This is a genomic window from Marinomonas gallaica (assembly GCF_049821165.1).
Lineage (GTDB): Bacteria > Pseudomonadota > Gammaproteobacteria > Pseudomonadales > Marinomonadaceae > Marinomonas > Marinomonas gallaica.
In genome coordinates, this window is sequence record NZ_CP187511.1 from 377,250 (window position 1) to 400,278 (window position 23,029).

26 protein-coding genes are annotated in these 23,029 nt (G+C 46.7%); 7 read left to right on the plus strand and 19 right to left on the minus strand.

Annotation, left to right across the window (positions count from 1 at the left end; genetic code table 11):
* Window positions 1-61: 61 nt before the first annotated feature.
* The 7 genes from ACPUEK_RS01700 to ACPUEK_RS01730 all read right to left on the minus strand — a co-directional run bounded on the left by ACPUEK_RS01700 (window position 62) and on the right by ACPUEK_RS01730 (window position 8,170).
* Entirely contained in the window at window positions 62-1,120 is a 1,059-nt protein-coding gene (locus ACPUEK_RS01700; protein ID WP_425642092.1) for a methyltransferase, read from the minus strand.
* On the minus strand, window positions 1,110-1,709 hold the full coding sequence (locus tag ACPUEK_RS01705) for a gamma-glutamylcyclotransferase family protein (RefSeq protein ID WP_425642094.1): 600 nt from the start codon (window positions 1,707-1,709) through the stop codon (window positions 1,110-1,112). The genes ACPUEK_RS01700 and ACPUEK_RS01705 overlap by 11 nt, the downstream gene beginning before the upstream one ends.
* Before the next feature lie 94 nt (window positions 1,710-1,803).
* Window positions 1,804-2,370, minus strand: coding sequence for a copper chaperone PCu(A)C (locus ACPUEK_RS01710; protein WP_425642096.1), 567 nt, complete (start codon window positions 2,368-2,370; stop codon window positions 1,804-1,806).
* Window positions 2,371-2,431: 61 nt separating this feature from the next.
* Window positions 2,432-2,830: a hypothetical protein gene (locus tag ACPUEK_RS01715; protein WP_067215954.1), complete on the minus strand. Its 399-nt coding sequence runs from the start codon at window positions 2,828-2,830 to the stop codon at window positions 2,432-2,434.
* 199 nt (window positions 2,831-3,029) lie between these two features.
* Window positions 3,030-4,160, minus strand: a complete 1,131-nt coding sequence (locus tag ACPUEK_RS01720; protein WP_425642097.1) for a DUF4147 domain-containing protein — start codon at window positions 4,158-4,160, stop codon at window positions 3,030-3,032.
* A gap of 116 nt (window positions 4,161-4,276) precedes the next feature.
* On the minus strand, window positions 4,277-7,252 hold the full coding sequence (locus tag ACPUEK_RS01725) for an NAD(P)-dependent oxidoreductase (RefSeq protein ID WP_425642099.1): 2,976 nt from the start codon (window positions 7,250-7,252) through the stop codon (window positions 4,277-4,279).
* A 501-nt stretch (window positions 7,253-7,753) separates the two neighbouring features.
* Window positions 7,754-8,170 carry a GNAT family acetyltransferase gene (locus ACPUEK_RS01730; protein ID WP_067038567.1) on the minus strand — a complete coding sequence of 139 codons (417 nt, stop codon included), beginning with the start codon at window positions 8,168-8,170 and terminating at the stop codon, window positions 7,754-7,756.
* A gap of 337 nt (window positions 8,171-8,507) precedes the next feature.
* Here ACPUEK_RS01730 and ACPUEK_RS01735 point away from each other — a divergent pair, with 337 nt between their 5' ends.
* On the plus strand, window positions 8,508-8,996 hold the full coding sequence (locus tag ACPUEK_RS01735) for a hypothetical protein (RefSeq protein ID WP_067215963.1): 489 nt from the start codon (window positions 8,508-8,510) through the stop codon (window positions 8,994-8,996).
* Entirely contained in the window at window positions 8,983-9,522 is a 540-nt protein-coding gene (locus ACPUEK_RS01740; RefSeq protein WP_425642101.1) for a DNA-deoxyinosine glycosylase, read from the plus strand. The genes ACPUEK_RS01735 and ACPUEK_RS01740 overlap by 14 nt, the downstream gene beginning before the upstream one ends.
* A gap of 19 nt (window positions 9,523-9,541) precedes the next feature.
* Here the strand turns inward: ACPUEK_RS01740 and ACPUEK_RS01745 are convergent, their stop codons facing one another.
* Window positions 9,542-10,435: a LysR family transcriptional regulator ArgP gene (locus ACPUEK_RS01745; protein WP_425642102.1), complete on the minus strand. Its 894-nt coding sequence runs from the start codon at window positions 10,433-10,435 to the stop codon at window positions 9,542-9,544.
* 108 nt (window positions 10,436-10,543) lie between these two features.
* On the opposite strand from ACPUEK_RS01745, the gene ACPUEK_RS01750 reads away from it, so the two are divergent.
* Window positions 10,544-11,155 (plus strand): LysE/ArgO family amino acid transporter, encoded by a 612-nt coding sequence (locus ACPUEK_RS01750; protein WP_425642103.1) that lies wholly within the window; start codon window positions 10,544-10,546, stop codon window positions 11,153-11,155.
* A gap of 129 nt (window positions 11,156-11,284) precedes the next feature.
* On the opposite strand, the gene ACPUEK_RS01755 is transcribed toward ACPUEK_RS01750, so the two are convergent.
* The 3 genes from ACPUEK_RS01755 to ACPUEK_RS01765 all read right to left on the minus strand — a co-directional run bounded on the left by ACPUEK_RS01755 (window position 11,285) and on the right by ACPUEK_RS01765 (window position 13,224).
* On the minus strand, window positions 11,285-11,815 hold the full coding sequence (locus ACPUEK_RS01755; protein WP_425642105.1) for an outer membrane beta-barrel protein: 531 nt from the start codon (window positions 11,813-11,815) through the stop codon (window positions 11,285-11,287).
* 98 nt (window positions 11,816-11,913) lie between these two features.
* The gene (locus tag ACPUEK_RS01760) at window positions 11,914-12,861 is read right to left on the minus strand and encodes an RDD family protein (RefSeq protein ID WP_425642107.1); all 948 of its coding nucleotides are present in this window, start codon (window positions 12,859-12,861) and stop codon (window positions 11,914-11,916) included.
* A gap of 39 nt (window positions 12,862-12,900) precedes the next feature.
* Window positions 12,901-13,224, minus strand: a complete 324-nt coding sequence (locus ACPUEK_RS01765) for an excalibur calcium-binding domain-containing protein (RefSeq protein WP_082866090.1) — start codon at window positions 13,222-13,224, stop codon at window positions 12,901-12,903.
* A 461-nt stretch (window positions 13,225-13,685) separates the two neighbouring features.
* Here ACPUEK_RS01765 and ACPUEK_RS01770 point away from each other — a divergent pair, with 461 nt between their 5' ends.
* A complete protein-coding gene (locus ACPUEK_RS01770; protein ID WP_067215973.1) occupies window positions 13,686-14,075 on the plus strand; it encodes a universal stress protein in 390 nt (129 codons plus the stop codon).
* An 80-nt stretch (window positions 14,076-14,155) separates the two neighbouring features.
* Here the strand turns inward: ACPUEK_RS01770 and ACPUEK_RS01775 are convergent, their stop codons facing one another.
* Genes ACPUEK_RS01775 through ACPUEK_RS01790 form a run of 4 tightly spaced genes read right to left on the minus strand, consistent with a single transcriptional unit; the run spans window position 14,156 to window position 16,985 of the window.
* On the minus strand, window positions 14,156-14,884 hold the full coding sequence (locus tag ACPUEK_RS01775) for an amino acid ABC transporter ATP-binding protein (protein WP_067215975.1): 729 nt from the start codon (window positions 14,882-14,884) through the stop codon (window positions 14,156-14,158).
* A complete protein-coding gene (locus tag ACPUEK_RS01780; RefSeq protein WP_067038582.1) occupies window positions 14,871-15,521 on the minus strand; it encodes an amino acid ABC transporter permease in 651 nt (216 codons plus the stop codon). Before ACPUEK_RS01780 ends, ACPUEK_RS01775 begins: the two co-directional genes overlap by 14 nt.
* Entirely contained in the window at window positions 15,518-16,180 is a 663-nt protein-coding gene (locus tag ACPUEK_RS01785; RefSeq protein ID WP_425642108.1) for an amino acid ABC transporter permease, read from the minus strand. Before ACPUEK_RS01785 ends, ACPUEK_RS01780 begins: the two co-directional genes overlap by 4 nt.
* A 10-nt stretch (window positions 16,181-16,190) precedes the next feature.
* A complete protein-coding gene (locus ACPUEK_RS01790) occupies window positions 16,191-16,985 on the minus strand; it encodes a transporter substrate-binding domain-containing protein (RefSeq protein WP_425642110.1) in 795 nt (264 codons plus the stop codon).
* A 352-nt stretch (window positions 16,986-17,337) separates the two neighbouring features.
* On the opposite strand from ACPUEK_RS01790, the gene ACPUEK_RS01795 reads away from it, so the two are divergent.
* From ACPUEK_RS01795 to ACPUEK_RS01805, 3 genes are all read left to right on the plus strand, one after another.
* Window positions 17,338-18,285: an SPFH domain-containing protein gene (locus tag ACPUEK_RS01795; RefSeq protein ID WP_067215984.1), complete on the plus strand. Its 948-nt coding sequence runs from the start codon at window positions 17,338-17,340 to the stop codon at window positions 18,283-18,285.
* Complete coding sequence (locus ACPUEK_RS01800; protein WP_425642111.1) at window positions 18,285-18,746, plus strand: NfeD family protein; 462 nt, start codon at window positions 18,285-18,287, stop codon at window positions 18,744-18,746. Before ACPUEK_RS01795 ends, ACPUEK_RS01800 begins: the two co-directional genes overlap by 1 nt.
* A gap of 176 nt (window positions 18,747-18,922) precedes the next feature.
* Window positions 18,923-20,590 (plus strand): formate--tetrahydrofolate ligase, encoded by a 1,668-nt coding sequence (locus ACPUEK_RS01805; RefSeq protein ID WP_425642113.1) that lies wholly within the window; start codon window positions 18,923-18,925, stop codon window positions 20,588-20,590.
* Between the two features lie 6 nt (window positions 20,591-20,596).
* Here the strand turns inward: ACPUEK_RS01805 and ACPUEK_RS01810 are convergent, their stop codons facing one another.
* The 4 genes from ACPUEK_RS01810 to ACPUEK_RS01825 form a co-directional block, all read right to left on the minus strand.
* Window positions 20,597-21,001 (minus strand): DUF1801 domain-containing protein, encoded by a 405-nt coding sequence (locus tag ACPUEK_RS01810; protein WP_425642114.1) that lies wholly within the window; start codon window positions 20,999-21,001, stop codon window positions 20,597-20,599.
* A gap of 218 nt (window positions 21,002-21,219) precedes the next feature.
* Complete coding sequence (locus ACPUEK_RS01815; protein WP_425642116.1) at window positions 21,220-21,522, minus strand: type II toxin-antitoxin system RelE/ParE family toxin; 303 nt, start codon at window positions 21,520-21,522, stop codon at window positions 21,220-21,222.
* Complete coding sequence (locus ACPUEK_RS01820; protein WP_425642117.1) at window positions 21,510-21,767, minus strand: type II toxin-antitoxin system Phd/YefM family antitoxin; 258 nt, start codon at window positions 21,765-21,767, stop codon at window positions 21,510-21,512. Before ACPUEK_RS01820 ends, ACPUEK_RS01815 begins: the two co-directional genes overlap by 13 nt.
* 161 nt (window positions 21,768-21,928) lie before the next feature.
* A complete protein-coding gene (locus tag ACPUEK_RS01825) occupies window positions 21,929-23,008 on the minus strand; it encodes a DUF418 domain-containing protein (protein WP_067216000.1) in 1,080 nt (359 codons plus the stop codon).
* Between the last annotated feature and the right edge of the window lie 21 nt (window positions 23,009-23,029).

Genomic DNA, 23,029 nt, shown 5'->3' on the forward strand with positions numbered 1-23,029 from the left:
TCACCAAACTGGATTGTGCTTTTCTAATTAACAAGAACTAACGCATTGGACGCTGTATCGCTTATTTCTTGATCTGACGAGCATGATAAATCACAAAACCCTGCGCTTTATGAAGCTTTTGATGCTTACCTAACGAAGCATCGATCAATGGCGGGTAACGTAAGAAATCATTCGCAACTACGAACAGTTCGCCGTTTAAGGTCAAATGCTGTTTCACACCGATAAAGAAACGCTCTGCGATGGAGTAGTCGGTATGAACGCCTGAGTGGAATGGCGGATTGGTAATCACATAATTAAACCGGCCTTTCACATTATCCAAGCCATTCGATGCAATCAGCGTCAGCGCGGCACTTGCGTCATTGGCCGCAAACGTCAACTCGGTGGCTTTCAACGCCAAAGCCGAGTCATCCAATGCAGAAATATTGGCGCCCGTTTTTTGGTGTAACCACATACTGATAATGCCGTCACCACAACCAAAATCAAGCAAGCGCGCATTGGCAACATCACTCATAAAACGATGCTGCGACAACTGTTCCAGCAGCAATGTCGTGCCTTTGTCGGCTTTCCCATGGCCAAACACGCCAGGAATGCTACACAAGGTGAACGTCTGCCCTGCCACGTCTTGATCCCAGCGTTTGACCCATTTATCAAATACAAAGGGCGTCGCTTCACCCAGTTTACGCCCGCTAAACAGCAAACAGTGCTTGGCACTTTCAACTTTGCCCACTTCTTCAAGCGGCGCCACCAAGCGCTTCATAGAAGACTTCACACCACTTTTATTATCGCCCACTAGCCAAACACAGCCACCTTGCTTCAACAAAGGTAACGTGACCGCGAGAAGATAATCTAATAGCTCTTTCGCTTTCGGCTGATAAATAATGACGTGGTCAAATTCATTCGCCTTGGTATCATCCCACTGGTGACCAAAGTGTAAAACGTCTTCGCCCATCCCCAGTCGAGTCAGAAGGTCGAACACTGTACGCGACTGACACCAAGCATAGACCGTTGCGTCTTTGCTTAAATTATGTGGGTAAGCGTCTTCTGGGTTGGCGAATAATACCTTGCCAGTGAAGTGAGATGCGTTGCGCTCTAGCAGTAAGCTAGGGGAATTAAGAGTCATAGGATCGAGATAGCTCATGTAAGGTCAGGTTCGAGACTGGCGCTAATAAATGGTTCAAACGCTCAGTCGAAAGGTCTAGTTGGGCCCGAGGATAAATCGGTGTCCGGCGATCGTTCACCAGTGGCGCATGCCAGCCTTTGGTAAGCGATAAAAAATCATCAGTGAAAGCCGCGCCATGCTCTAAGCATCCCGCTAGAATGACATCCACATAACTCAAAACAATCGGGTACACATGACACGGCTCTACCACTTGCTGCGTATGGTATACCCAATAGGTACCTTCTGGTAACGTTTCTTGGTGATAAGACTGTAATTGATGGCGCTCAAGTTGTGCACGCTGATAGCCCTGTTCACGCTCATCAAATAGTGGAAACTGATCTTCTTCCACTTCGATTAGCACGCCATTACAGGCTTTCGCTTCCGCTTTCATCACCGCTACAGAGCTCATTCCTAGAGCCGTAGACATCACCGCCCACGATCGTTCATAGCCGAGTAACTTTACTGGCCACACTTGGCCTGTTTCACCCGTTTTAGCACGGCTTTCTGAGCTGATAAGGCTGCCGTAGCCTAGAATAAAGTGGCGGCTCATGGTCGATTCCTTCACAGGGTCACAAAGATAGAACCAAATGATAACGCGCGTTGCTGGCGGAGGCTAGCGGCTAAGCTCAGCCTCCGCCAATCGATTAATGATGTGCGCTGTGCTCATCTTTATCTTTCATCTTATGACCCTCATGACTCTTCATGTCATCATGCTTCATCGTTGAATGGTCCATGTGTTTCATCGACATACCCGCTGGCATATAGCTCGCCATTTGCTCTGGGGACATCACCGGTGCTTGCATAGGAATGCGTTCACCATTTTTCATTACCAAGGTAAACGCGACTTGATCGCCGGCTTTAAAGGGTTTTTCTAAGCCAATCATCATGATGTGGTAACCACCAGGCTTTAGCATCGCTTGCCCATGTGCTGGTACAGCAACGTGCGGCACACGCTCCATAACCATAGTGTCGCCTTCCATTTTACTGATGTGGATCTCAACCGTGTCCGCTGCGTCACTTTCCACACCCACCAAAAAACGTTCTTGATCAGAATGATTGGTCAGCGTCACGTAAGCACCACTGGCTGGCGCGCCCGGCGGCATTGCTCGTACGGCGGGGTCGGACAATTCAATAGTGCTGGCCATTGCCAAGCTAGACACGGATGCTGCCGCTAACAATGCAACCGATGAAACAAACTGTTTAACAGGCATAAATCGCCCTCCTAGAAATTGGGTATTAGTTTTTTACGCGTATTGATATGTAACGGATGATTTAAATAACCAAATTAGGAGGGGCTCGAGGAGAATAATGAGCATCGAAAGTCGCGAGAACGTGCCCATTAAGGGAGATTGCCCAGCGAGCTGGTGCAAAATTCATGTCTGGCAGAGGAAAATCAACGGCCAGAATAGACAGATGATCGACATTCAAACCACATTTACAACTGGCATGTAATTGGCCAATGTGGTCTTTCACTTTACTGTCTGAATATTCGGAAAGCGGTACTTTAATGAACTGTACGCCGTTCATTAAAGTACATACACGCAGAACGACATAGTCATCTTGCACAACTGGCTGCGTTGGCACCACTAAGGGTCCCAGCAAGGACAGCATCCAGGCAAATAATACCCAGCGTCCGTATTTACGCAAACCTGAAGCGACTGTATTCGACATTGTCATCTCAACATTAGAAGTAGCGATATTGTAGATAAAACCCTTCGCAAAGGATAGTGCGCTCGCAGCACACTGTCTCATCACGTTACGCAGTCTCTATAGAATGAGTGGCCGGCTCGAAACAAGAGAAGCTGCTCAAATCCACAGCCGCTTCCCCTATTTTTTAACCGTGAAAACGCGCTATAAAAACTAGTAATAACTAGCGCACAATCGCAATTACCACATCCATAACATTGGTGTTGGTTGGACCCGTAATAAAGATGCCATCATGCTCTCGTAGATACGTCCCCGCATCAGCGCGTTTAAGCGCATCACGCACTTGCTCTACGTTTACGGCTGTCGAACCGTCCACAATACCGCCAGCTGCATCGGTTGGACCATCACTGCCATCGGTACCTGCAACCAAAATCAGTATGTCATCACGGCCGACAATATGCTGTGCCAAACCTAAGGCTAACGCTTGGTTACGACCGCCACTACCAGGATTCTCTGGCAATTTTACCGTCGGTTCGCCACCGTAGATGTACACGCCAGGCGTTGCTTTCGCTAACTCTTGACCGATACGCTCCGATAACACAAGTACATCATCGTAAAGACACTCTTGGTTATCATTGACGGTAAAGCCTAGCGCTTTGGCTTTTGTTGCCGCCGCGGTACGCGCTACTTCGTTGGTTGCAATCAGGTCAACGCTCGACTTCGTCGGACAGCGCTTGGTATCACCCGTTCCTGAGCCAATGGTTGCAATGCTGTCGCCCTCTACGTCCGAAATCGCTAAGACGCGCACTTCCGCACCTTTAAAGTTCAACAGCAGCTTACCGTCTTTGATTAGCGAGGTTTCTTTGCGGCGCGCATTGATTTGACCAATGTTATAACCGGCCGCCAGCATTTGGTCTGTCAATTGCTGCCAATCTGCTAATGACACATCATCAGGTAAGGCTTCTGATAGAGCCGACGTTCCCCCTGAAACAAGCAACAATAGCTTGCTATCAGGCGCCATAGCATCGACTGTCGCCAGCATTTCTTTGCCTGCATCCAATGAATGCTGATCTGGCACAGGATGCGCCGATTCGATCACCGTCACATTAGGTGCCGCCCACATGGTCTGATCGGTGTGATCGTATTTGGTCACCAGCAGAGCTGGACACTCTGGATTTGAGGCCGCCAGCGCTCCGGCACACATGCCGCTCGCGGCCTTACCTACAGCAATTATTTGATCTGGCTTAAATCCGTCAAATCCCGATACAGCTCGATACGTTGCACTGTACCCTGCGACCGCATCAATGGCGGCTTCAAAAATAGCAACTGCGGAATCTTTATCAACTGAATGCAACTCTATTCCCCTCATTTTCCTAGCGGCATAAAATATAAAAAAGCCGCATCAGCAGGACTTACGTCACGGCGTTGATGCGGCTTATCGAGCTATCTATTGGAACTGACTAATAGCAATTATTTTCCAAATGGACCTTGAAGACCATTTTGTGCAAGTAGCGTACCGTAGATATTAGAGTTCAATACCATCATCTCTGTGTACTCTGCAATCAATGCCGCACGCTTGTCTGCATCTTCTGTTGCGTTAATTGCGCCCCAGTAAGCCGCCAATTGTGTTGCACTGTCTGCAAGTTGCTTGATCTGCTCAGCAGATAAGTTCGCAACCGAGCTAGAGTTCACTTTACCCACACCGTTTACTGTTTTAGCGCCGCCATCTGTGAAGCCAGCTGGTAGATCGCCTTTTAGATTCACAACTTTACCGTACTGGATAACCGATAGAAGTTGATCAACAGCTTGCTTAGCACCTTCCACACGTGAAACGTGCTCAGTATCTGCTGCAGCGTGTGGTAGAAGCTCCATCTTACCGACGTGTTTTTCGTAAATGTTACGGTATGGAACCATAGGACCAGACAATTCGCCAGTCTCTGGATCTTTAAATAGATCGGCATCGATGGCTGCGTAGCGGATTTGGCCGCTTGCTAATGCTGCATCAAGCGCTTCGATATCAACCACTTCACCGCGGTCGTAGTTTACTAGTACGGCACCTTGGTTCATCGCAGAGAATACTTCTGCATTGATGATGTCAGAGTTAGCAAACTTGCCAGTGTCAGCATTGAATGCACCTAGGCCAGTATGTGGGCTAAGAACATCAGCGTCTTGCGCTGCTTCAACGATGCTAGACGCGAATGTGAACCCTTCAGATTCGATCCACTGCTGATGAGCAGGACGCGCGTATACCGATACATTCATACCGAATGCTGCACCCAGTTTCGCAACTTCACGACCGATGTTACCGTAACCAACAACAGCAAGTTTCTTGCCTTCAAGCTTAGTGGTTGGGAATTCAGCAAGGTTCTTACCTGTGTCGAAGTCACCAGCCACAACACGATCGTGCATTGCGCTTACTTGAAGATCTGGAAGCACTTTAAGCAGTGCTTTCATTGCGGCTTGTGCTGTTGCACGAGAGTTGAAGCTTGGCGTGTTCATCAGTGGTGCGACACCACCTTCACCGTTACCGCCGCCCCAGCTCGCAGAACCCATGTTACCCGTACCCGCACCAATGCGTACGCCACCTAGCTCGAATTTAGATTCAGCTGGGAAGAAAGTTGCCGCAGCGATCACAGCATCGTATTGGCCTTCACCCGTTTCCGCTAGTAGCTCGTCTTCACGGCTTAGGCTTGGCTGGTAGAAGAAATGTACTTTGCCTTTCGCAAGATCGCCCGCTTCAGAAACAGAACCGAAGTGGAATTCACCGCCTTGAGACTTAATGTAGGCTGCCACTTCACTGCAATCGGCTTCGCCATCTGCATTGAATACCATGCCAACTAGGTCAGCGATTAGTACTTTGTAAGCGCGGTTAGCGTCGTCTACACGAACGTCAGCAGCGTTTGATGCAGAAACAGCGCTTTCGAAAGACTCACCTTGCTCCGCTAGAATTTCTTCTAGGACAGCGTTTTTCGCACGTAGGTAGCAGTACTGGATGTTGTCTAGTAGTGCGGTAATGTCAGTCGTTGGACGGATGCCACCGATCCAAGCACGGTAGTCGCCTGGAGAACCTGGGAATGCGTTCACGTAACGCGCAACGTCTAGGCCTTTCTCATGCGTACCATCAGTGTGAGTAATACCTTCGTAACCTAGCATTTGCTTAGATTTCACGATGATACGGTTGTGTACGTCTGCATCTGTGATGTCTTGGTCAGTTACTTTCAGAAGGGTAACCGCTGCACCACGAGAATCAGAGTTTTCTACACCCAATTCAAATAGGTCGTTGTTGGCAATCCACTCGTTTACTAGCACACGGTTTTGCGCAGAGCGTGCGTTCAGTGTGTAAACGTCACCGATCATGCGCTCGTTGCGTAGTACAGCGAAAGTGGTTTCAGCAAACGCAAGCGTACTGAATGTGTTAATGATACCACCCAGCATTTGATCTTTTTCAGCGTCGTAGATAGGGCCAAGATCTGTGGTTTTTTCGCTTGATAGAGGTGCTTTTGCATCACGTGGCACAGCAATTTTCAACTGACGAGGAATCGCCCATGCTGGATCTTTTTGGTTCGCATTGATACGCGCAAGTGCTGGTTTAGTCAGAGAGACGATGAAGTAACCAGAGATACCACCGATGGCCTTTTGGAACGGCATGAACATGTTACATTTTGTCAACACGCCATCTACTAGCTCTTTTGACCAAGGCATCGCACCTAGAAGAGATGTCGCGTCGATTACCGCGTGGTGTTCTTCTGGGTTTGCGTCAACCCATTCTAGAAGGTTGCGGATTTCTTGCTCTGTGTAAGTGGTTGCACCCGTTGTTTCGTGACCAACGCCAAAGAACAACTTAACGCCTTTCTCTTGTAGGAAAGATGCGCTAGGAATCGCGCCTTCGCCTTCTGCGAAAAGGATACGGCTTTCGTCACCGTTGGTTGCATAACGTTGAAGTTCTGTTAGCTGAGTACCCCAAGATTGACGGAAGAAACCGCCAGCTTTGCCTTCTTCTGATTCAGGCTTAGGCGTATCAACAAACACGATTTGTGACGGATCGTTTGCTGTCATCAAGTGAAGCGCCGCAGCCGTAAAGCCACTGTGACCACCACCAAGACCTACCGCCATGCTGTTGGCTTTAGGGAAACCAAAGTAACGGTGGATTTCACGCATCATGTCATTAAGAACTTTATCTGCAGGGTAACCACGGTGCATACCACGACCAAGTTCAGCCGTTGTGAAACTGCCAATACGGTTACCTTTGTCATCCAGTTTTGGATAGTTTTCTTCTATCCAAGCATCAAATTCAAAGCGTAATTGACGTGCATCAACTTCATTCTGAGTCATATCCGTGATAGGACCGACACCAAAAAACTGGTTGCTAGTCGCTTTAGGCGCACCGTTTTGAGTCATAGAAAGCGCACTGGCGCGTGCGGATTTGATTTGCTCAATAGAAGTCATCTTTTCGTTACCTGCAAGATAGTTAAATTCGTATGCTCTGGCGTTTTAATTTTTTTAAAACCAGACAAGGACTCTCTGTCTTATTCTGGGAATAATGCGTTCAGCTTTGATCAGCATTTCGACAGAGCATTGCTTCTTTGTTTAAGTACAAAACGATATAAGAAAGAAAATCTGTATAACATTTGTGCTAGTACACTTAGTGTAATCGTGTTTAAACGTGTGGATGTATACTAAAAACGTCAAAATTATGCGCTTCTACTACACATGTAGAATAAGACAGAGAGGAAAAGTCACGGTATTTAGCTCAGCGATCGAGTAATCACAATGTCAAAGAAAACTAAGCCATTGAAATGAGAAGGCAAGCAACAGCCATGATAATGGGATTTCAGATAGGGTTATCGCGTTTTTGAAGAAGCAGATAAAGCAGATCTTAACGGTCGGGCCCTCCTTTTGTGTCAGCGTATTTCAAGACGAGACACAAAAATCTTTCAGGGGCCGTCACTATCCGTCAATTAATTTACCCATACTAATACGTTTTTCTACTTCAAATCCCAAAGATTCATAGAAAGCAATCAGTTCAGGGTTGTTCACCTCGCGTACCTGCAAATTCACTTTAATACAACCAAGAGATTGCAGTGTCTGAAACGAAGCATTAATCAAATTTGTCCCGACACCTTTACGACGGTAATCTGGGTGTACAGCGACGGCATACAGCCAGCCACGGTGACCGTCATAGCCAAGCATACAGGCACCAATTAACTTGCCTTCTTCCCAAGCCACTAAAATCAGATCATCAACATCCAGTTTCGTGGGTAACATAGAGCGTGGTGCATTGTGGGACGGATCATCGGGAAAGACCATTTCCCAAAGCTCTACCAATGGTTCTAAATCAATGGGTTGTACCCTTCTTATCGTCATCACACCTACTCCTATGAGGACACCTGTTTACATACCAATATATACAAAAGCACCATCAATGCACATCATGGCCCTAAATAGTTGCTATTAGATTTCTCAATTTAACAAATATATAAGAGGAAATGCATAATTCTGCAATATTGACACTCTTTATAGACCGATGATCGCTCCGCTGTTTATCTTCATAGCGAAGGTCTAGCAAAGTCCGTCAGCCGCCATTTTGCCCTTCATCATAAAAAGAATTTCCAGTGCAACGCGAACTCTTCAATGCTCATATGGTCTGTTACAGGGTAAAATACGTAACAGACTAAATACTCGATCAAAGAAACTCTGACTTATGAAATTTTTCAGCAAAGTTGAGCTGCTGTTTTACGCTGGCGCATTTGTGTCTGTGTTTGGTGTAGCGGCTATCGTTAAAATGATTCACTCGGAAGACCCACTGCCAGAGGCATTAGGACCTTGTAATTTAGACACTGGTGCCTGCTATTTACAGGAAACGCCGAAACGCTTTAACGGTGCAACCATCCAATTTGAAGACGGCATACGTTTGAATCGACGTATTAATACTACGTTGGAATTACCAAAAGCGGTTCAAAATGCTCAAGCCGTCACGCTCGTACTTGAAGGACGAGACATGTACCTAGGTGTCTACGAATACCCGCTGAGAAAATTGCCGGATAATACATGGCAAAACCACGTCGTCGTGCCCTTATGTACCGATGAACGCATGCAGTGGGTGCTGAAAGTTCAAATGGTCGACGCCATGGGACGAGATCAAGAGTGGGCGTACTTATTCGATATTGAAAACCCAAATGAAGCCCTGTAACCCCTTACTAAAAAGTTTCGCGCCAATAGTGGATGAACAGGCAACCACACTGGTACTCGGTTCTATGCCAGGCCAAGCATCTCTGGACGAGCAACAGTATTACGCACACCCTCACAATCTGTTCTGGAAAATTCCAGCTGCGGTATTAGACCAGCCTGTACCAGACGCGTATGCAGAACGCGTGGCGATGTTGAAGCGCTTTGGCGTTGCGTTATGGGACGTATTACAACACTGTGAGCGGCAAGGCAGCTTAGACTCAAAGATTGTCGCAGGCACAGAACAAGCCAACGATCTGCTCGGTTTGCTTTCACAGTACCCAAACATTTCAAAGCTTTACTTCAACGGACAAAAAGCTTATCAATCCTTCAAACGCCACTTACTGAAAAATAACCCAGCCTTCTTTGCAGCGTATGAAATCGCCATATTGCCTTCAACCAGCCCTGCTAATGCCTCAATCCCCAAGGAAGTAAAGTTCGAACAGTGGCAGCAACAGGTGTGGCTAAACTCAGTAAACGCTATACTTTAGAACTAGATTTGGCAATCACCTATCCCATCGTACTCTTTGCTTGAGCGATAAAGACGCGGGTTAGATTACTCAAGACAGCGGAGCGCACTGAGGTATGCTGCCAATACAAAGGCACATCCACAGTGACGCGACTGTCTAACAACACAACTCGTTGTTCTGCCAACGCTGACTGAATCATGCATTCCGGAACCATACACCATCCCAACCCTAACGCCGCTGCCTCGACAAACCCTTTCGAGGTTGGTAAGTAGTGTGTTGGGGGCGACAGTGGCTGATCGGTAAATTGCGCCATGAAGCGGCTTTGCAAAGTGTCCTTACGATTAAACACCAGCATCGGAGCTTGCTGAAACGCCTCAGCTGTCAGACCGTTGGCAAAGTACCGCGCTTGATAAGCAGATGAAGCAATCGCATGGTATCGCATAGTCCCGAGCGAATGAATATCACAGCCCTGTATCGCCTTAGCCTCCGACGTCACAGCTCCTACCGCAGAGCCATCTCGCAATAAACTTAACGAATGATCTTGATCGTCGACAATCACATCAAATAAGTAACCAAAATCATGAGTTAAGGCGGCTAAAGCTGGCAACACCCAAGTCTCTAGAGAGTCATCATTGACCGCAATTTTGAGGCGACGTATGGCTGTCTCAGCGGGTTGATCCAACTGAAAATCTGAAAAGGCTTCAGCTTCCAGTACCAACATCGGCTGAACCTTACGCAACAAAATCTGCCCTGCTTCAGTTGGTCGACAAGGCGGCTGACGTACGATCAAGACCTGTCCGAGACGATCCTCTAACGCTTTGACTCGCTGAGAGATTGCCGATGGTGTCACTGCCAAGCGTTTAGCCGCACCGTCAAAACTGGCTTCTTCAATGATGGCAGCAAACGCTGCCAATTGTGGATGCAATAAACTCATCATCACCCCAGATTAATTTTTCTTAATCATACCCAGAAAAATTAAATTTACTAATTTAACGTTGGACTCCATGATTCCCCCTACTTATCACCTCATAGGAAAGTCTTGATGCTACTCACAGCGCTATTAGCAGGATTTACCACTGGAGCAGGCTTGATCATTGCGATTGGGTCACAAAATGCGTTTGTTTTACGTCAAGGTTTACTACGTAGACATGTTGGCGTGATCGTAGCGATCACGTCCTTGAGCGACGTTTTACTCATCAGTGCCGGCGTAGCGGGCATTGGCTACATCGTCAACGAATGGCCAAAAGCCATTCATCTACTTCAACTTGGAGGCGCAGTGTTTCTTGCTGTGTACGGACTGCAAGCCGCCTACCGTGCCTGGACTGGCGCTGGCGCCCTTCAAGCCAGCCAATCAGGTGCAGGAGCTTCACTAAAAGTGGCTGTATTAACCTGTTTGGCGTTCACGTTTCTTAACCCACATGTTTATCTCGACACCATGGTTTTGCTCGGCAGCTTGTCGACTCATTACCCTGGCGTCGGGCAGATTGTTTTTGGCATTGGAGCCTGCTGCGCGAGTATCGTCTGGTTTGTGGCACTAGGCTACGGTGCTCGGCTACTGCGCCCGGTGTTTAACAACCCCAACGCGTGGCGGATTTTGGATGGGATCATTGCGGTTTTCATGCTAACTCTCAGCGTATTGATGATCTTGAACTAATTATATGACCTACTTTTTATCGGCGAAGTGCTACTAATACTAAGGGTTTCGATTTAAACCGATAATTTGTATAAAGCACGGTAGAAATATTAAGAACTAGCTTGATAGCAAGCTAGTTCTTAATAGCTATTACATCGGGAATTTTAAGCCTAGGCTGGTAACACTCGCATCACTAAATTTCTCGTATGACAGTTCAGCCGATACCCCTCGATAGAACTCGTAACCCGCTCCAGCACCGATCGCAAAGGCTGAATCCGAATCCGATAAACTGATGTCTCCAGATGAGCCTTTAACGCTGCTATAAGCGTACGTAGGGTTAGCAAATAGATACAGATGCTCCGTGACATCTAACTGAGCTTTGACAGATAACGCTGCAAAATATTCCAGTTCTACATCAACTGATGTATTTTCTACAATAACTTTATCGTCATCTAAACCAATACCTAAACGTAATTCAGGCACCAGCGAGAAACGATTACTCACACGATGCTTCGAAGCAATCGAACCCACTAAAGCACCTATCGTATAATCTACGTCGTCACCTTCCAAAGTCATAAAGCCTAAGCCACCAATTTGGTGATTGGGTGATTCGGAATAATCCGCTGCAGAAGCACTCACCGCACAAACCGCTACTATAAAACCAGCGCACACTCTTTTCATGTCAATGTCCTTTAACAAGATAAAATCATGGAGAAGCTCTAACTAAGTAGAACTCAACTTTATGTCAATTTTCCAAGCCAGCAATACATCCATCGCTCTTACTCTGCCCGTTGCATTTCACGTGGATAAAAATTGTATGCTTCTGAATGCCATTTAGAGCCGAGACCTATGTCATAGCCATAGGTTAAAATAATCTGAATAAGATCTTTCTGATTTGCCTCGGGATACTGTTCAAGAATGGTCAGTGCCAATCGATTGGCAAACGCCTCATCCCCGACTTTATTAACGCCCAAATACACCCTACTTTCGATATAGCTAATCGTTTGTTCATCCGTTTCACTCATCGCGACTGAAGCAAGGCCGTCATTAAGTTCAACATCGACGACATTAGCTTCCTGAAGTAAAACAGACCTCACGCGCAATGTGCTCTCATTGATGACCGGTTGAGGCACTAGACTGATCATATAAGGCAGCGTTGACGCGGCTAAAAACAATGCCGCAGCAACCACAAAATGCAACCGCCAAACACTTTCTAATGGTGCCTTCTGTGCATACAAATCCACAACATAGGTCTTGGTTACTACATCATGTAACGACTGACGAGTATGTCTATTGAATACGAATAAATACACCGTGGTCAGCATTCCCCCAAAGACAATCGAAGCCACAGGGTAAATAAGATAAGAACCAGCAGGCACTAGCATAAATAATAGCTGATCGAGGAGAAATGGCACCCCAACGATCAAATAACGCATCAGCGATCGGCCTAGAGAAATGGGCGCATTATCGCCATCGACCACACATATTTTAACGAGCCTTTTACCGAGTGTTTGACCTCCAGCAATCGCACTGTTCATAATGCCAAAGTACATTAGCGCTAAGAAAAAACCGACCAAGCTAGACCAGTGGCCCATCTGGGCATAGAAATCGCCGACAAATAAACCAAGCCCAAAACCAATCATGGCAACGATTATAATATCAATCAGTATCGCCACTAAGCGCCGCCAAAAACCTGCGACCCACTGATGCTGCATCTCTTCCTTCAATTTTTTATCCTTGTCTTATTGAATGCCATCGGCGTTAAACTAGAAATACCTTTCACAGGGAATACCATCATGATCGCCATCCATTTTCGTATCTGGACAGCTCGCTAAGAAAAACTCGGCCTCTGCTCTCGATCTCATTTGACGACAATGCTGTCGACCATCGCATTGAAAAGCAGGCTGATGTTGAACTCTGATAGGTGAGGTGGCTATCTGGCGGGGATGAGAAGACTCACTGTTTTGAAACTCGACAGCGCGACGAGACTCCACGGTGGTCGCAACTTTATTCGTTTGCGAACTCTGGTATTCAGAGTACAAAAATAGAGAAGCGCCAATAATAAATATTGGGTATAGCTGACTTAACATAATCACTCAATCCATTGATTCTATATCCGCTTTACAGCAACCACCTCTTTATTAGTCATTCCTGAAGTGGGCAGGAGATTATCCCACAATTTCATTAGAACACAATCGAGTGATACCGCAGAGTCATTACCTAATTACGGATATCATTATTATATTTGAGGGAAACACGCTCGTCTTAGACGGCTTAACGTCGAAGAGCATATGATGTATGCGGCCAATACAACGGAACGTCCAAGTAATATTTGATGCCCTGAACACCACGCTGTAATGATCGAAAACATGCTCGGGTGTTGAAACACTGAAGTTAGAACCTGAAACTCGAGATAGTTAGCACTTCAGTACCTCAACTAAGAATATATCGAGCAATAAATTAAGAAAAGGGGGGAACTTGCGTTTACCAGCAGCGAATACGCCATGGCCTGCTAGACTCTAGGAATAAAGCAAACAGCAGGAGTTACATTATGAGCTACCACCATATTCTCGTTGCCGTAGATTTAAGCGACTCAAGTACTCAACTCATCAAAAAAGCCATTGCCCAAGCCACCCCCGATCTCAGTGAGCTGTCGATTGTCTATGTCGACAAAGACCATATCTTGGAAGGTAAATCAGAGAAACAGCAGATCAAGCAACGCTTACAAGACCTTGCGGTAGAGAGCGGTTATCCGATTAACGATATTAAAGCTCTAATCGGCGACCTTCATGTCCAAATTGCCAACATCGTCGCAGAGAAAGAGATCGACCTAGTTGTCTGCGGTCATCATCATGACCTACTCAGCAACCTAACGAGCCATGTTCCCAAACTAGTTAAGAGTATTAAGACTGACTTCCTAGTCGTGTCTTTAGATGACTAATAACTCTCGAAGCGATCCATTGAGCTAATCTTCAAGGCCAGTGTGGCGATAAATAGCCTGTTGCTATACTGGCACTTTACCTACAATACCGCCCCGATAAACTGTTTCAGTTCCTCTGTCTTAGGTTCTGATAAGAGTGTTTTCGAATCACCCTGTTCCCAGACTTTGCCTTGATGCATAAACACCACTCGATTGCCCACATCACGCGCAAAGTTCATTTCATGGGTTACCAACACCAACGTCATTCCTTCTGCGGCCAACTGTTCCAGAACTTTCAATACGTCACCCACTAATTCAGGATCCAATGCTGACGTGATTTCATCACACAACAAAACCTTGGGGTTCATTGCCAGCGCTCGAGCAATCGCCACACGTTGCTGCTGTCCGCCGGACAATTTCTCTGGATAACTGTCAAACTTATCCCCAAGCCCCACCTTTTCGAGCATTGCCTTGGCGATCGTGCCAGCATCACTCTTTGACTTTTTCAACACAATGGTCGGCGCAAGCATAATGTTTTCGCCGACTGTTAGATGCGGAAACAAATTAAAATTCTGGAAGATCATACCAACGCTCAACGCCAAACGACGGACTTGAATGTCTTCTGATGTCACCTCTTTATCGTCTACCGAAATCCCACCTTGCTGATATTCTTCAAGACCATTAATGCAACGTAGCAGTGTGCTTTTGCCAGAACCGCTTCTGCCAATGATCGACACGACTTCGCCAGCCTTAATGTTTAAATCGATGCCTTTGAGTACATGGAAGTCGCCATAGTATTTATGGACTTGATCAAGCTTAACGAGCGACATGGTATTTCTTCTCCAAAAACTGGCTGAAAAGTGACAGCGGGTAACACAAGGCAAAATAGATCAGCGCCACGAAAATAAAGACTTTAAACGGCTCAAAGGTTGCGTTATTCAACATAGTGCCCGCCTTGGTTAACTCAACAAAACCAATGACCGACGCAAGTGCCGTGCCTTTCACCACTTGCACAGAAAAGCCGACTGTCGGGGCAAAAGCCACACGCATCGCTTGTGGCAAAATGATGAACCGCAGCGTCTGCAAAAAATTCATGCCTAATACTCGGCTGGCTTCCCATTGCCCTTTCGGTAAGGTGTCGATACAACCACGCCAGATCTCGACTAAAAAAGCACTGGTAAAGAGCGTCAGTGACAGAATAGCGGCCCCCCATGCGGAAATCTCATAACCCATCATGGATAAACCAAAGAAGCACAAGAACATCTGCATCAACAACGGCGTGCCTTGAAACAGTTCAATGTAGACCTTAACAAAACGCACCATGACCGGATTGCGGGTCAAGCGAATCGCGCTCAAACATAAAGCCACACTGGATCCGCACACAAATGCAGCCAGCGAAAGCAACACTGTCCACTGAGTCGCAAACAACAAATTGCGCACAATGTCCCAGTTCGAAAAATCAATCATCGGACCTCCCGATACGCGAACACACGCTTGCCGATTAAGCTAAAGACATAGCGCATTAACATGGCTAAACCTAAATACATCAACGCCGTTACAACATAGCTTTCAAAAGCTCGGAAATTGCGCGACTGAACTAAATTGGCGGCATAGGTTAAATCTTGAACCGAAATTTGTGACAACACCGCCGAGCCCAACATCACAATGATGCATTGGCTGGTTAACGCTGGATAAATCTTTTCAAACGCTGGGGTGAATACCACGCGCATCAGAGTTTGGCGAAAGTTCATCCCCAACACCTTAGCCGCTTCCCATTGCCCTTTAGGGATATTGCTCAATCCAGCACGAATAATCTCAGTACTGTAGGCACCTAAATTAATCGTTAACGCAATGATGCTGGCTTGCCATGGCGTCAGTAAAAAACCGATCGATGGCAAACCGAAAAAGATAAAAAACAACTGCACAATAAAGGGTGTATTACGAATCAATTCCACGTAAGCCGTCACCACTCGACGGCTGGCCTTGTTTCCATATTGACGGATCGACGCACACAGCGTGCCCACCATCACCCCTAAAAACGTCGTCAATAGAGTGAGTTCGATGGTGGTCAGCAGACCACCAAGGAACACATCGGTATACGGCAATAAGTCCGAAAAATTCAGCATAGCCTACGCCTTACACACCAAAGCCTGCTGGTAACGGCGCTTTTAGCCATTTCATTGAAATGTCATTGAGCTTGCCCTCGGCTAATGCTTTCGCAATGATGGCGTTCACTTCGCTTTGCAGCGCAGCTTCCCCCTTCGCCATACCGATGTAACACGGCGAGTCTTTTAGCATAAACTTCGCTTCTGGTGCTCGAGCTGGTTTGCGTTTCGCAATTTCCGTTGCCACCAAATTACCCGTCGCTATCAAGTTAACCTGACCTGTTAGGTAAGCGGTGAGTGTGGTGTTGTTATCTTCGAAACGCTGAATATTCACGCTAGTCGGGGCATTCTTTTCTAGCTCTAAGTCTTCTACAGAGCCTCGCGTCACACCGACCGTTTTGCCTGATAGATCTTGAAGCTCTCCTACTGAGACACTTTTCTCACCAAACACACCGAGAAAGAACGGCGCATACGGTGTCGAAAAATCAATCGCTTTCTGACGCTCAGGGTTTTTGCCCAAACTTGAAATAACTAGATCAACCTTACTGGTTTGCAGGTACGGAATACGGTTTGCGCTAGTAACCGGCACAATTTTCAACTCCACGCCCATTTGATCAGCAATGTAATGCGCCATATCAACATCAATGCCTTGGGGCTTTAGATCCGCGCCAACGGAGCCAAACGGGGGAAAGTCTTGTGGTACCGCAATTCGAATCTCATCACGAGATTTAATATCACTTAGCACATCCGCGGTTGCCGTCATGGCTGCGGTCATACAAGCGGTTGCGATTAAAGTTTTGCCAAGCAGTTTTTTAAGGGCTTTCATTGTCAGGCGTCCTCGCTTCATCTATGGATAATATGAAACGAAGTTTGCAACACCCATGCCAAAGTGAAACAAAAGTTTCTTTAAGTGGCTTTGATGAGACGAAAGTCCCAGTATTCAATTCATTACCTCAAAATATAACTGACACCAGCTTAACTAATTGACCGATAAGTCAATTATTTGAACGCCAATCCTTAAAGCACGATCGATCTAGGACGCACCAATACAGAACACGATTCAGTCTATTGACTGAATATTAAGCCCCATTTCATTGACCAATTAAGTGGTATCTTTGCCCTCATAAGCACAGTAAACTCAGGGTGCTTATTTATTAACTTAGGAAAGAACCAACGCCATGGATATGATCGAGTTTCTCATTAATACCTTTTTTACAGTGCCCGTCGTGCTGTTAATCTTCGCTCTAATACTGCTTAAATCCTCAATTATTTTTGTACCACAAAACCGAGCTTACTTAATTGAACGCTTTGGTAAGTTCCGTTCCACTAAAGAAGCGGGGTTGAACTTTTTAATCCCATTTATTGATCGTGTCGGCGCGGATCGTTCTTTGAAAGAGCAAGCCGTGGATGTGCCGAAACAAGGCGCGATCACGAAGGACAATATCTCCCTACATGTCGATGGCGTGCTGTACTTTCGTGTACTTGATCCGTACAAAGCGACTTATGGTGTCGATGACTATGTTTTTGCCGTCACTCAATTGTCTCAAACAACCATGCGTTCTGAATTGGGTAAAATGGAGCTGGATAAGACTTTTGAAGAGCGTGATGCACTGAACACCAATATTGTCGCGGCCATCAACGAAGCGGCTGGCCCGTGGGGTATCCAAGTACTGCGTTACGAAATCAAAGACATCATTCCACCACAATCGGTCATGGAAGCGATGGAAGCCCAAATGAAAGCGGAACGTGTGAAACGTGCGCAGATCTTAGAATCTGAAGGTGACCGCCAAGCGGCGATCAACCGAGCAGAAGGTCAGAAACAGTCAGTCGTTTTATCCGCTGAAGCCGATAAAGAAGAGCAGGTTCTGCGCGCTGAAGGTGAAGCCAAAGCCATCATCGCCGTTGCCGATGCACAAGCGGCTGCGATACGTACCGTCGGTGAATCAGCCAATACTGAAAGTGGTCAAAAAGCCATTCAACTCGACTTAGCCACTAAAGCTATTGCAGCGAAGCACGCGATTGCGAAAGAATCGTCCATGGTCATCCTACCGGATAGCTCAACGGACGCTGGCTCTCTTGTTGCTCAAGCCACCTCTATTATTAGCCAACTGAATAAGCAAGCGTAATGGATTTTATTGCCACTCACCTCGTTCAAGCACTCGCTGTCTTAGGACTCGTGCTGCTCGCTGTGGAAGTCATGGTATTGGGAATCAGTACCTTTGTACTCTTATTTGCAGGGCTGGCACTGTTGTTGACCTCCCTGTCGATGTACATGGAATGGATCCCAACCACGTGGCAATGGGCTCTGATCGCTACCACGGTCTACACTCTGCTAACGGGCATCGTACTGTGGCCCATTATGAAACGGGCACAACAAACCTCAGAGCACACCACCGTCAGCAGCGACTTAATCGGACACAGCTTTGTACTACCCGAAGACGTTGCGCCTGATAAAAAAGTGACTTACCGCTTCTCTGGCATTGAATGGCGCTTAGTCACCAGCGCCCCAATCGCCAAAGGTACCCTTGTCGAAGTGGTGAATTTGCAAGTGGGTGAACTGCATATCCAAGCGAAAGAAACACCTTAAAGCACGCTTATAAAGGGGCGACTCGCCCCTTTCATTTATCTCGCCCACCTGAGTACTAACTCATTGATCTACCAAGTAGGCGAGCTTCTTTTCGATGCACTACACTAATACTTTTATTTCCAGCTAACGTTATCGCGTTATCTTTACCCGTTGGTTTAGCCGTAGAGGTGAGCACTATGAATGATATCGACATCGCTCAAGCAGCGTCATTACAGCCGATCCGGCACATCGCCGAAAAGCTTGGCATTCCAGAAAGCGCTTTACAGCCATTTGGACACCACAAAGCCAAAGTCGACCTAACCTACCTAAAAACACTTGAACACAAACCCGATGGCAAACTCATTCTTGTAACAGGCATTACCCCCACCCCCGCAGGCGAAGGCAAAACCACCACGACGGTAGGACTAACCGACGCACTCAACCGGCTGGGCCATAATGCCTCAGCGTGCTTACGCGAACCGAGTCTTGGCCCCTGCTTTGGCATGAAAGGCGGCGCGGCTGGCGGTGGCTATGCGCAGGTCGTTCCGATGGAAGACATCAACCTTCATTTTACGGGTGATTTCCACGCCATCAGTACCGCGCACAACCTACTTTCAGCGTTAATTGACAATCATATTCATTGGGGAAACGAGCTGGAATTCGACCAGCGGCGCATTGTATGGCGACGCGTCATGGACATGAACGACCGAGCCTTACGTCAAATCACCTGCGCACTGGGCGGGCCCAATAATGGCTTCCCACGCCAAGATGGTTTTGACATTACCGTGGCCTCGGAAGTCATGGCGATCTTCTGCCTTGCTCGTGACTTAAAAGACTTAGAGCAGCGCTTGGGCAACATCGTCGTCGGCTACCGTCGCAACGAAACACCTATTACGGCCAAAGAGCTTAAAGCCCCCGGCCCAATGTCGGTATTGTTAAAAGAGGCCCTAGCGCCCAACCTAGTACAAACCCTCGAACACAACCCAACCTTTGTCCACGGCGGTCCATTCGCTAATATTGCCCATGGCTGTAATTCGGTGATTGCCACTCGAGCCGCATTGAAGTTGTCCGATTACGTGATCACCGAAGCTGGCTTTGGTGCCGACCTCGGTGCAGAGAAATTTATCGACATCAAATGCCGCAGCGCAGGCTTGACTCCCGATGCGACCATCATTGTCGCCACGGTCAGAGCCTTAAAAATGCACGGCGGCGTGAGCAAAGAAGCGCTCGATACGGAAAACATCGACGCCGTTCGATCGGGTTGCGATAACCTGATTCGACACATTGAGAATATGAAGCAGTTTGACGTGCCCGTACTGGTCGCCGTGAACCGCTTCACCACCGACTCCGACGCGGAGCTAGAACTGATCCGAGACATCGCCAAATCCCATGGCGTAAGCGCCGAGATTTGCTCACACTGGTCTGACGGCGGCGCAGGCACCGAAGCCCTCGCCCAGCAAGTCGTAGGCTTAACCCAAACAGAACAGCCCACTTGCCAGCCGCTTTATGACAATGACCTAGGCTTATGGGACAAAGTCCACACGCTTGCCACGCGTCTGTATCGCGCCGACGACATTACTGCCGACCAAAAAACGCGCGATCATCTTAATATGTTGGAACAGTCTGGATACGGTCATTTGCCCGTCTGTATCGCCAAAACACAATACAGCTTCTCAACCGACCCTTCGTTAAAAGGTGCACCCGGTGGACATGTTGTACCGATTCGAGAAGTCCATCTGTCCGCAGGGGCAGGTTTTGTCGTCGTCGTTTGCGGAGACATCATGACCATGCCTGGGCTACCACGAGAACCCGCCGCTAACCGCATTCGCCTCAATGAACAAGGCAATATTGAAGGGCTTTTTTGACCCCTGCTAAGCCCCCAAAAGTGGTAAATGCTTTCGCTGGTGATAGGTTAAAGCCAGCTCTAAGCAATGCTTGATGGCAAACTCTGGAATCTGCTGAGATAGATCTAAGACAATGGCGCGATTGCCTTCAAACACCAACTCATCGCCGTGTAACGCGCGAAACGTATCGACCAACTTGGTTTGGCAATGAAAGAACAAACAGCAATACTGTGGCGATGTTGATTTCCAATCCATACGAATCGGGCTGCCTGATTTCACACGGTAGCTCGGCTCACCCCATTTTAAAGACTCTTCGACCTGCCCAAGAGCCAACGCATCAGCCAATTCATAGATATAACTGCGCAATGCTTCCAGACACAATCGCGCATCTTCAGGGTACTCATCGAACCGTTCTTGCACCGCTTTGTTCATTATCACTGCCTTTAGATTTCACGCCACATTAAAGAGTAATCGTCTTATAAACACTCTAACTCTTTGATATCGCATAGATCCACATCACGACTGCCACCATGGATCGTTAAGGTTTGAGCAACCCAATACAAAAGCTGCCGCATACCGCCTTAAGCACTCAAAGCAACACGTTGCGAATTCTTCTTGAGCAGTTTGTTAACCGCGCTCATTATCAAAGGTTATTGCTTGTTTAACAGGAATTTACGCAAATCTCGCTCAGCACGCATAACAAACAGAATAAATACTTTTTCACCGTCTTGTTTACAGAAAACACGACATGGATTAACGACAACTTCACGATAATTTAACTGCTCTAATTCTGGCGGAATACGACCCGATTCAGGAAAGGTTTCAAGGCGTTCAACTTTAGAGAAAACTAATTTGGCCCCATTGCTTAGCTGCGACAACATTTTCAAGCCGATGTATTCTGCAATATCGTTGAGGTCAGATAGCGCAGATTCAGTCCAGATTACTTCAACCATTTTGACATTTTGTCCTTGGCATCATCATGACTCACCACTTTACCATCAGCTAATGCGCGCTCACCTCGTGCTATCCCCTCCAGAATCATCAGACGATTTTGCATAAACTCGTAATCATCAACATCAACCAGATATGCAGAAGGCTTACCGTGTTTAGTAATTAACACTGGTTCTTTAGTGTCGTCGAGATCAGCAAGTATCTTAGTCGCTTGGCGTTTGAGTGATGTAACGAGCTCTACTTTCATTAGAGCTGCTCCAAAGGAATATCAAAGTGACACTATTCTATCACTTTGTGTGTAGCAAGCTTCATGACGGCTAACTGTGTAGCTCTAAGGAATCAGGGGAAAATCCGCAAAGCGGCTTATTTGAACGCCGCATTCAGTGGCTTGTCCGCTGCAATGCATTGTTAGCTTGCTACTTTACGGAAAACCCATTCTAACGGTCCAGTTTTAAAAAACTTAAGCCATACAACACTAAAAACTATCCCGCAAACACAAAATATTAATGCGCTAAGTAGTGAGAAGTTTATTGTCTGATTTTCTAACCGACCAATTGACTCAAGGGTACCCATACCAACAATGACGTGAGCAACATACAAGGTCAAAGACAATTGTCCTGTTTTGTACAGCCATTTGTTGATGTTGCTTTCAGAAAATCTATCTGAAAAGTATAAGCAAGCAACTAGCACAACAACGGCGGAACTGCCAGCAGAGATTATGTATTGGGGCAATGGAGGTATAATCGATGTTGAAAACAGAAATGTTACTTCTTCAGATGTCATTTCAAGCGCACTACCATCACCGATAGTTCCTCTTATCAGATAAAAACCACATTCGGTGACAAGCAAAGTGATGAGTGACAAAGCAAGCAACTTTTTTCTCATCAAGCTTTGGGATAAATCCTGCCTCCCCAGCCACATCCCAAATATCAAAAATGCTGCCCAGGGAAAGACGGGGTGAAAGCCGTTAAATACTATATGCCTAATCATTCCATCGAATGACCAAAAGTTTTCATACGTTAATGTTGACCAATCCCAGTTCTGCTCATAATTCAGAAACAGCATTAAGACTGGGAATACCAGCATGATAATTGCCGATATAAATAGTAAGACTTTGTCGTTAACTGTAAATATGGCCGCAGCTATTAAAAAATAAAAGCCATAAAAATGGAGGATGTCAGCTTCCCATATTGGAGTGTATACAAGACCGATCGCAATCAGTAGTAGCCCGCGTTTTATCAGCGATAAACGATTTTTTAATACAAGCGCCCCATCACTAGACTCTCTTGCTTTATTGGTCAGAAATGTCACGCCAACACCTGCAAGAATAACAAACAAGGCCGATGCTCGACCTTCAAAAAGCCCAGCAAAACTTATCAATAACAGGTTGCCAGTTTCAGCGTTCATGGCAATTTTAAAATTAACAATGACCATGCCGAAAATTGCCAATGCTCTTGCAAGGTCAAACCCAGTAACTCTTTGCCTCATATAATCTCCTTGAGAAAGCTA

Coding starts and splice junctions, on each gene's coding strand:
- ACPUEK_RS01700 (WP_425642092.1), bottom strand. CDS start 1,120: ATGACTCTTAATTCCCCTAGCTTACTGCTAGAGCGCAACGCATCTCAC.
- ACPUEK_RS01705 (WP_425642094.1), bottom strand. CDS start 1,709: ATGAGCCGCCACTTTATTCTAGGCTACGGCAGCCTTATCAGCTCAGAA.
- ACPUEK_RS01710 (WP_425642096.1), bottom strand. CDS start 2,370: ATGCCTGTTAAACAGTTTGTTTCATCGGTTGCATTGTTAGCGGCAGCA.
- ACPUEK_RS01715 (WP_067215954.1), bottom strand. CDS start 2,830: ATGTCGAATACAGTCGCTTCAGGTTTGCGTAAATACGGACGCTGGGTA.
- ACPUEK_RS01725 (WP_425642099.1), bottom strand. CDS start 7,252: ATGACTTCTATTGAGCAAATCAAATCCGCACGCGCCAGTGCGCTTTCT.
- ACPUEK_RS01730 (WP_067038567.1), bottom strand. CDS start 8,170: ATGACGATAAGAAGGGTACAACCCATTGATTTAGAACCATTGGTAGAG.
- ACPUEK_RS01735 (WP_067215963.1), top strand. CDS start 8,508: ATGAAATTTTTCAGCAAAGTTGAGCTGCTGTTTTACGCTGGCGCATTT.
- ACPUEK_RS01740 (WP_425642101.1), top strand. CDS start 8,983: ATGAAGCCCTGTAACCCCTTACTAAAAAGTTTCGCGCCAATAGTGGAT.
- ACPUEK_RS01745 (WP_425642102.1), bottom strand. CDS start 10,435: ATGAGTTTATTGCATCCACAATTGGCAGCGTTTGCTGCCATCATTGAA.
- ACPUEK_RS01750 (WP_425642103.1), top strand. CDS start 10,544: ATGCTACTCACAGCGCTATTAGCAGGATTTACCACTGGAGCAGGCTTG.
- ACPUEK_RS01755 (WP_425642105.1), bottom strand. CDS start 11,815: ATGAAAAGAGTGTGCGCTGGTTTTATAGTAGCGGTTTGTGCGGTGAGT.
- ACPUEK_RS01765 (WP_082866090.1), bottom strand. CDS start 13,224: ATGTTAAGTCAGCTATACCCAATATTTATTATTGGCGCTTCTCTATTT.
- ACPUEK_RS01770 (WP_067215973.1), top strand. CDS start 13,686: ATGAGCTACCACCATATTCTCGTTGCCGTAGATTTAAGCGACTCAAGT.
- ACPUEK_RS01775 (WP_067215975.1), bottom strand. CDS start 14,884: ATGTCGCTCGTTAAGCTTGATCAAGTCCATAAATACTATGGCGACTTC.
- ACPUEK_RS01780 (WP_067038582.1), bottom strand. CDS start 15,521: ATGATTGATTTTTCGAACTGGGACATTGTGCGCAATTTGTTGTTTGCG.
- ACPUEK_RS01785 (WP_425642108.1), bottom strand. CDS start 16,180: ATGCTGAATTTTTCGGACTTATTGCCGTATACCGATGTGTTCCTTGGT.
- ACPUEK_RS01790 (WP_425642110.1), bottom strand. CDS start 16,985: ATGAAAGCCCTTAAAAAACTGCTTGGCAAAACTTTAATCGCAACCGCT.
- ACPUEK_RS01795 (WP_067215984.1), top strand. CDS start 17,338: ATGGATATGATCGAGTTTCTCATTAATACCTTTTTTACAGTGCCCGTC.
- ACPUEK_RS01800 (WP_425642111.1), top strand. CDS start 18,285: ATGGATTTTATTGCCACTCACCTCGTTCAAGCACTCGCTGTCTTAGGA.
- ACPUEK_RS01805 (WP_425642113.1), top strand. CDS start 18,923: ATGAATGATATCGACATCGCTCAAGCAGCGTCATTACAGCCGATCCGG.
- ACPUEK_RS01810 (WP_425642114.1), bottom strand. CDS start 21,001: ATGAACAAAGCGGTGCAAGAACGGTTCGATGAGTACCCTGAAGATGCG.
- ACPUEK_RS01815 (WP_425642116.1), bottom strand. CDS start 21,522: ATGGTTGAAGTAATCTGGACTGAATCTGCGCTATCTGACCTCAACGAT.
- ACPUEK_RS01820 (WP_425642117.1), bottom strand. CDS start 21,767: ATGAAAGTAGAGCTCGTTACATCACTCAAACGCCAAGCGACTAAGATA.
- ACPUEK_RS01825 (WP_067216000.1), bottom strand. CDS start 23,008: ATGAGGCAAAGAGTTACTGGGTTTGACCTTGCAAGAGCATTGGCAATT.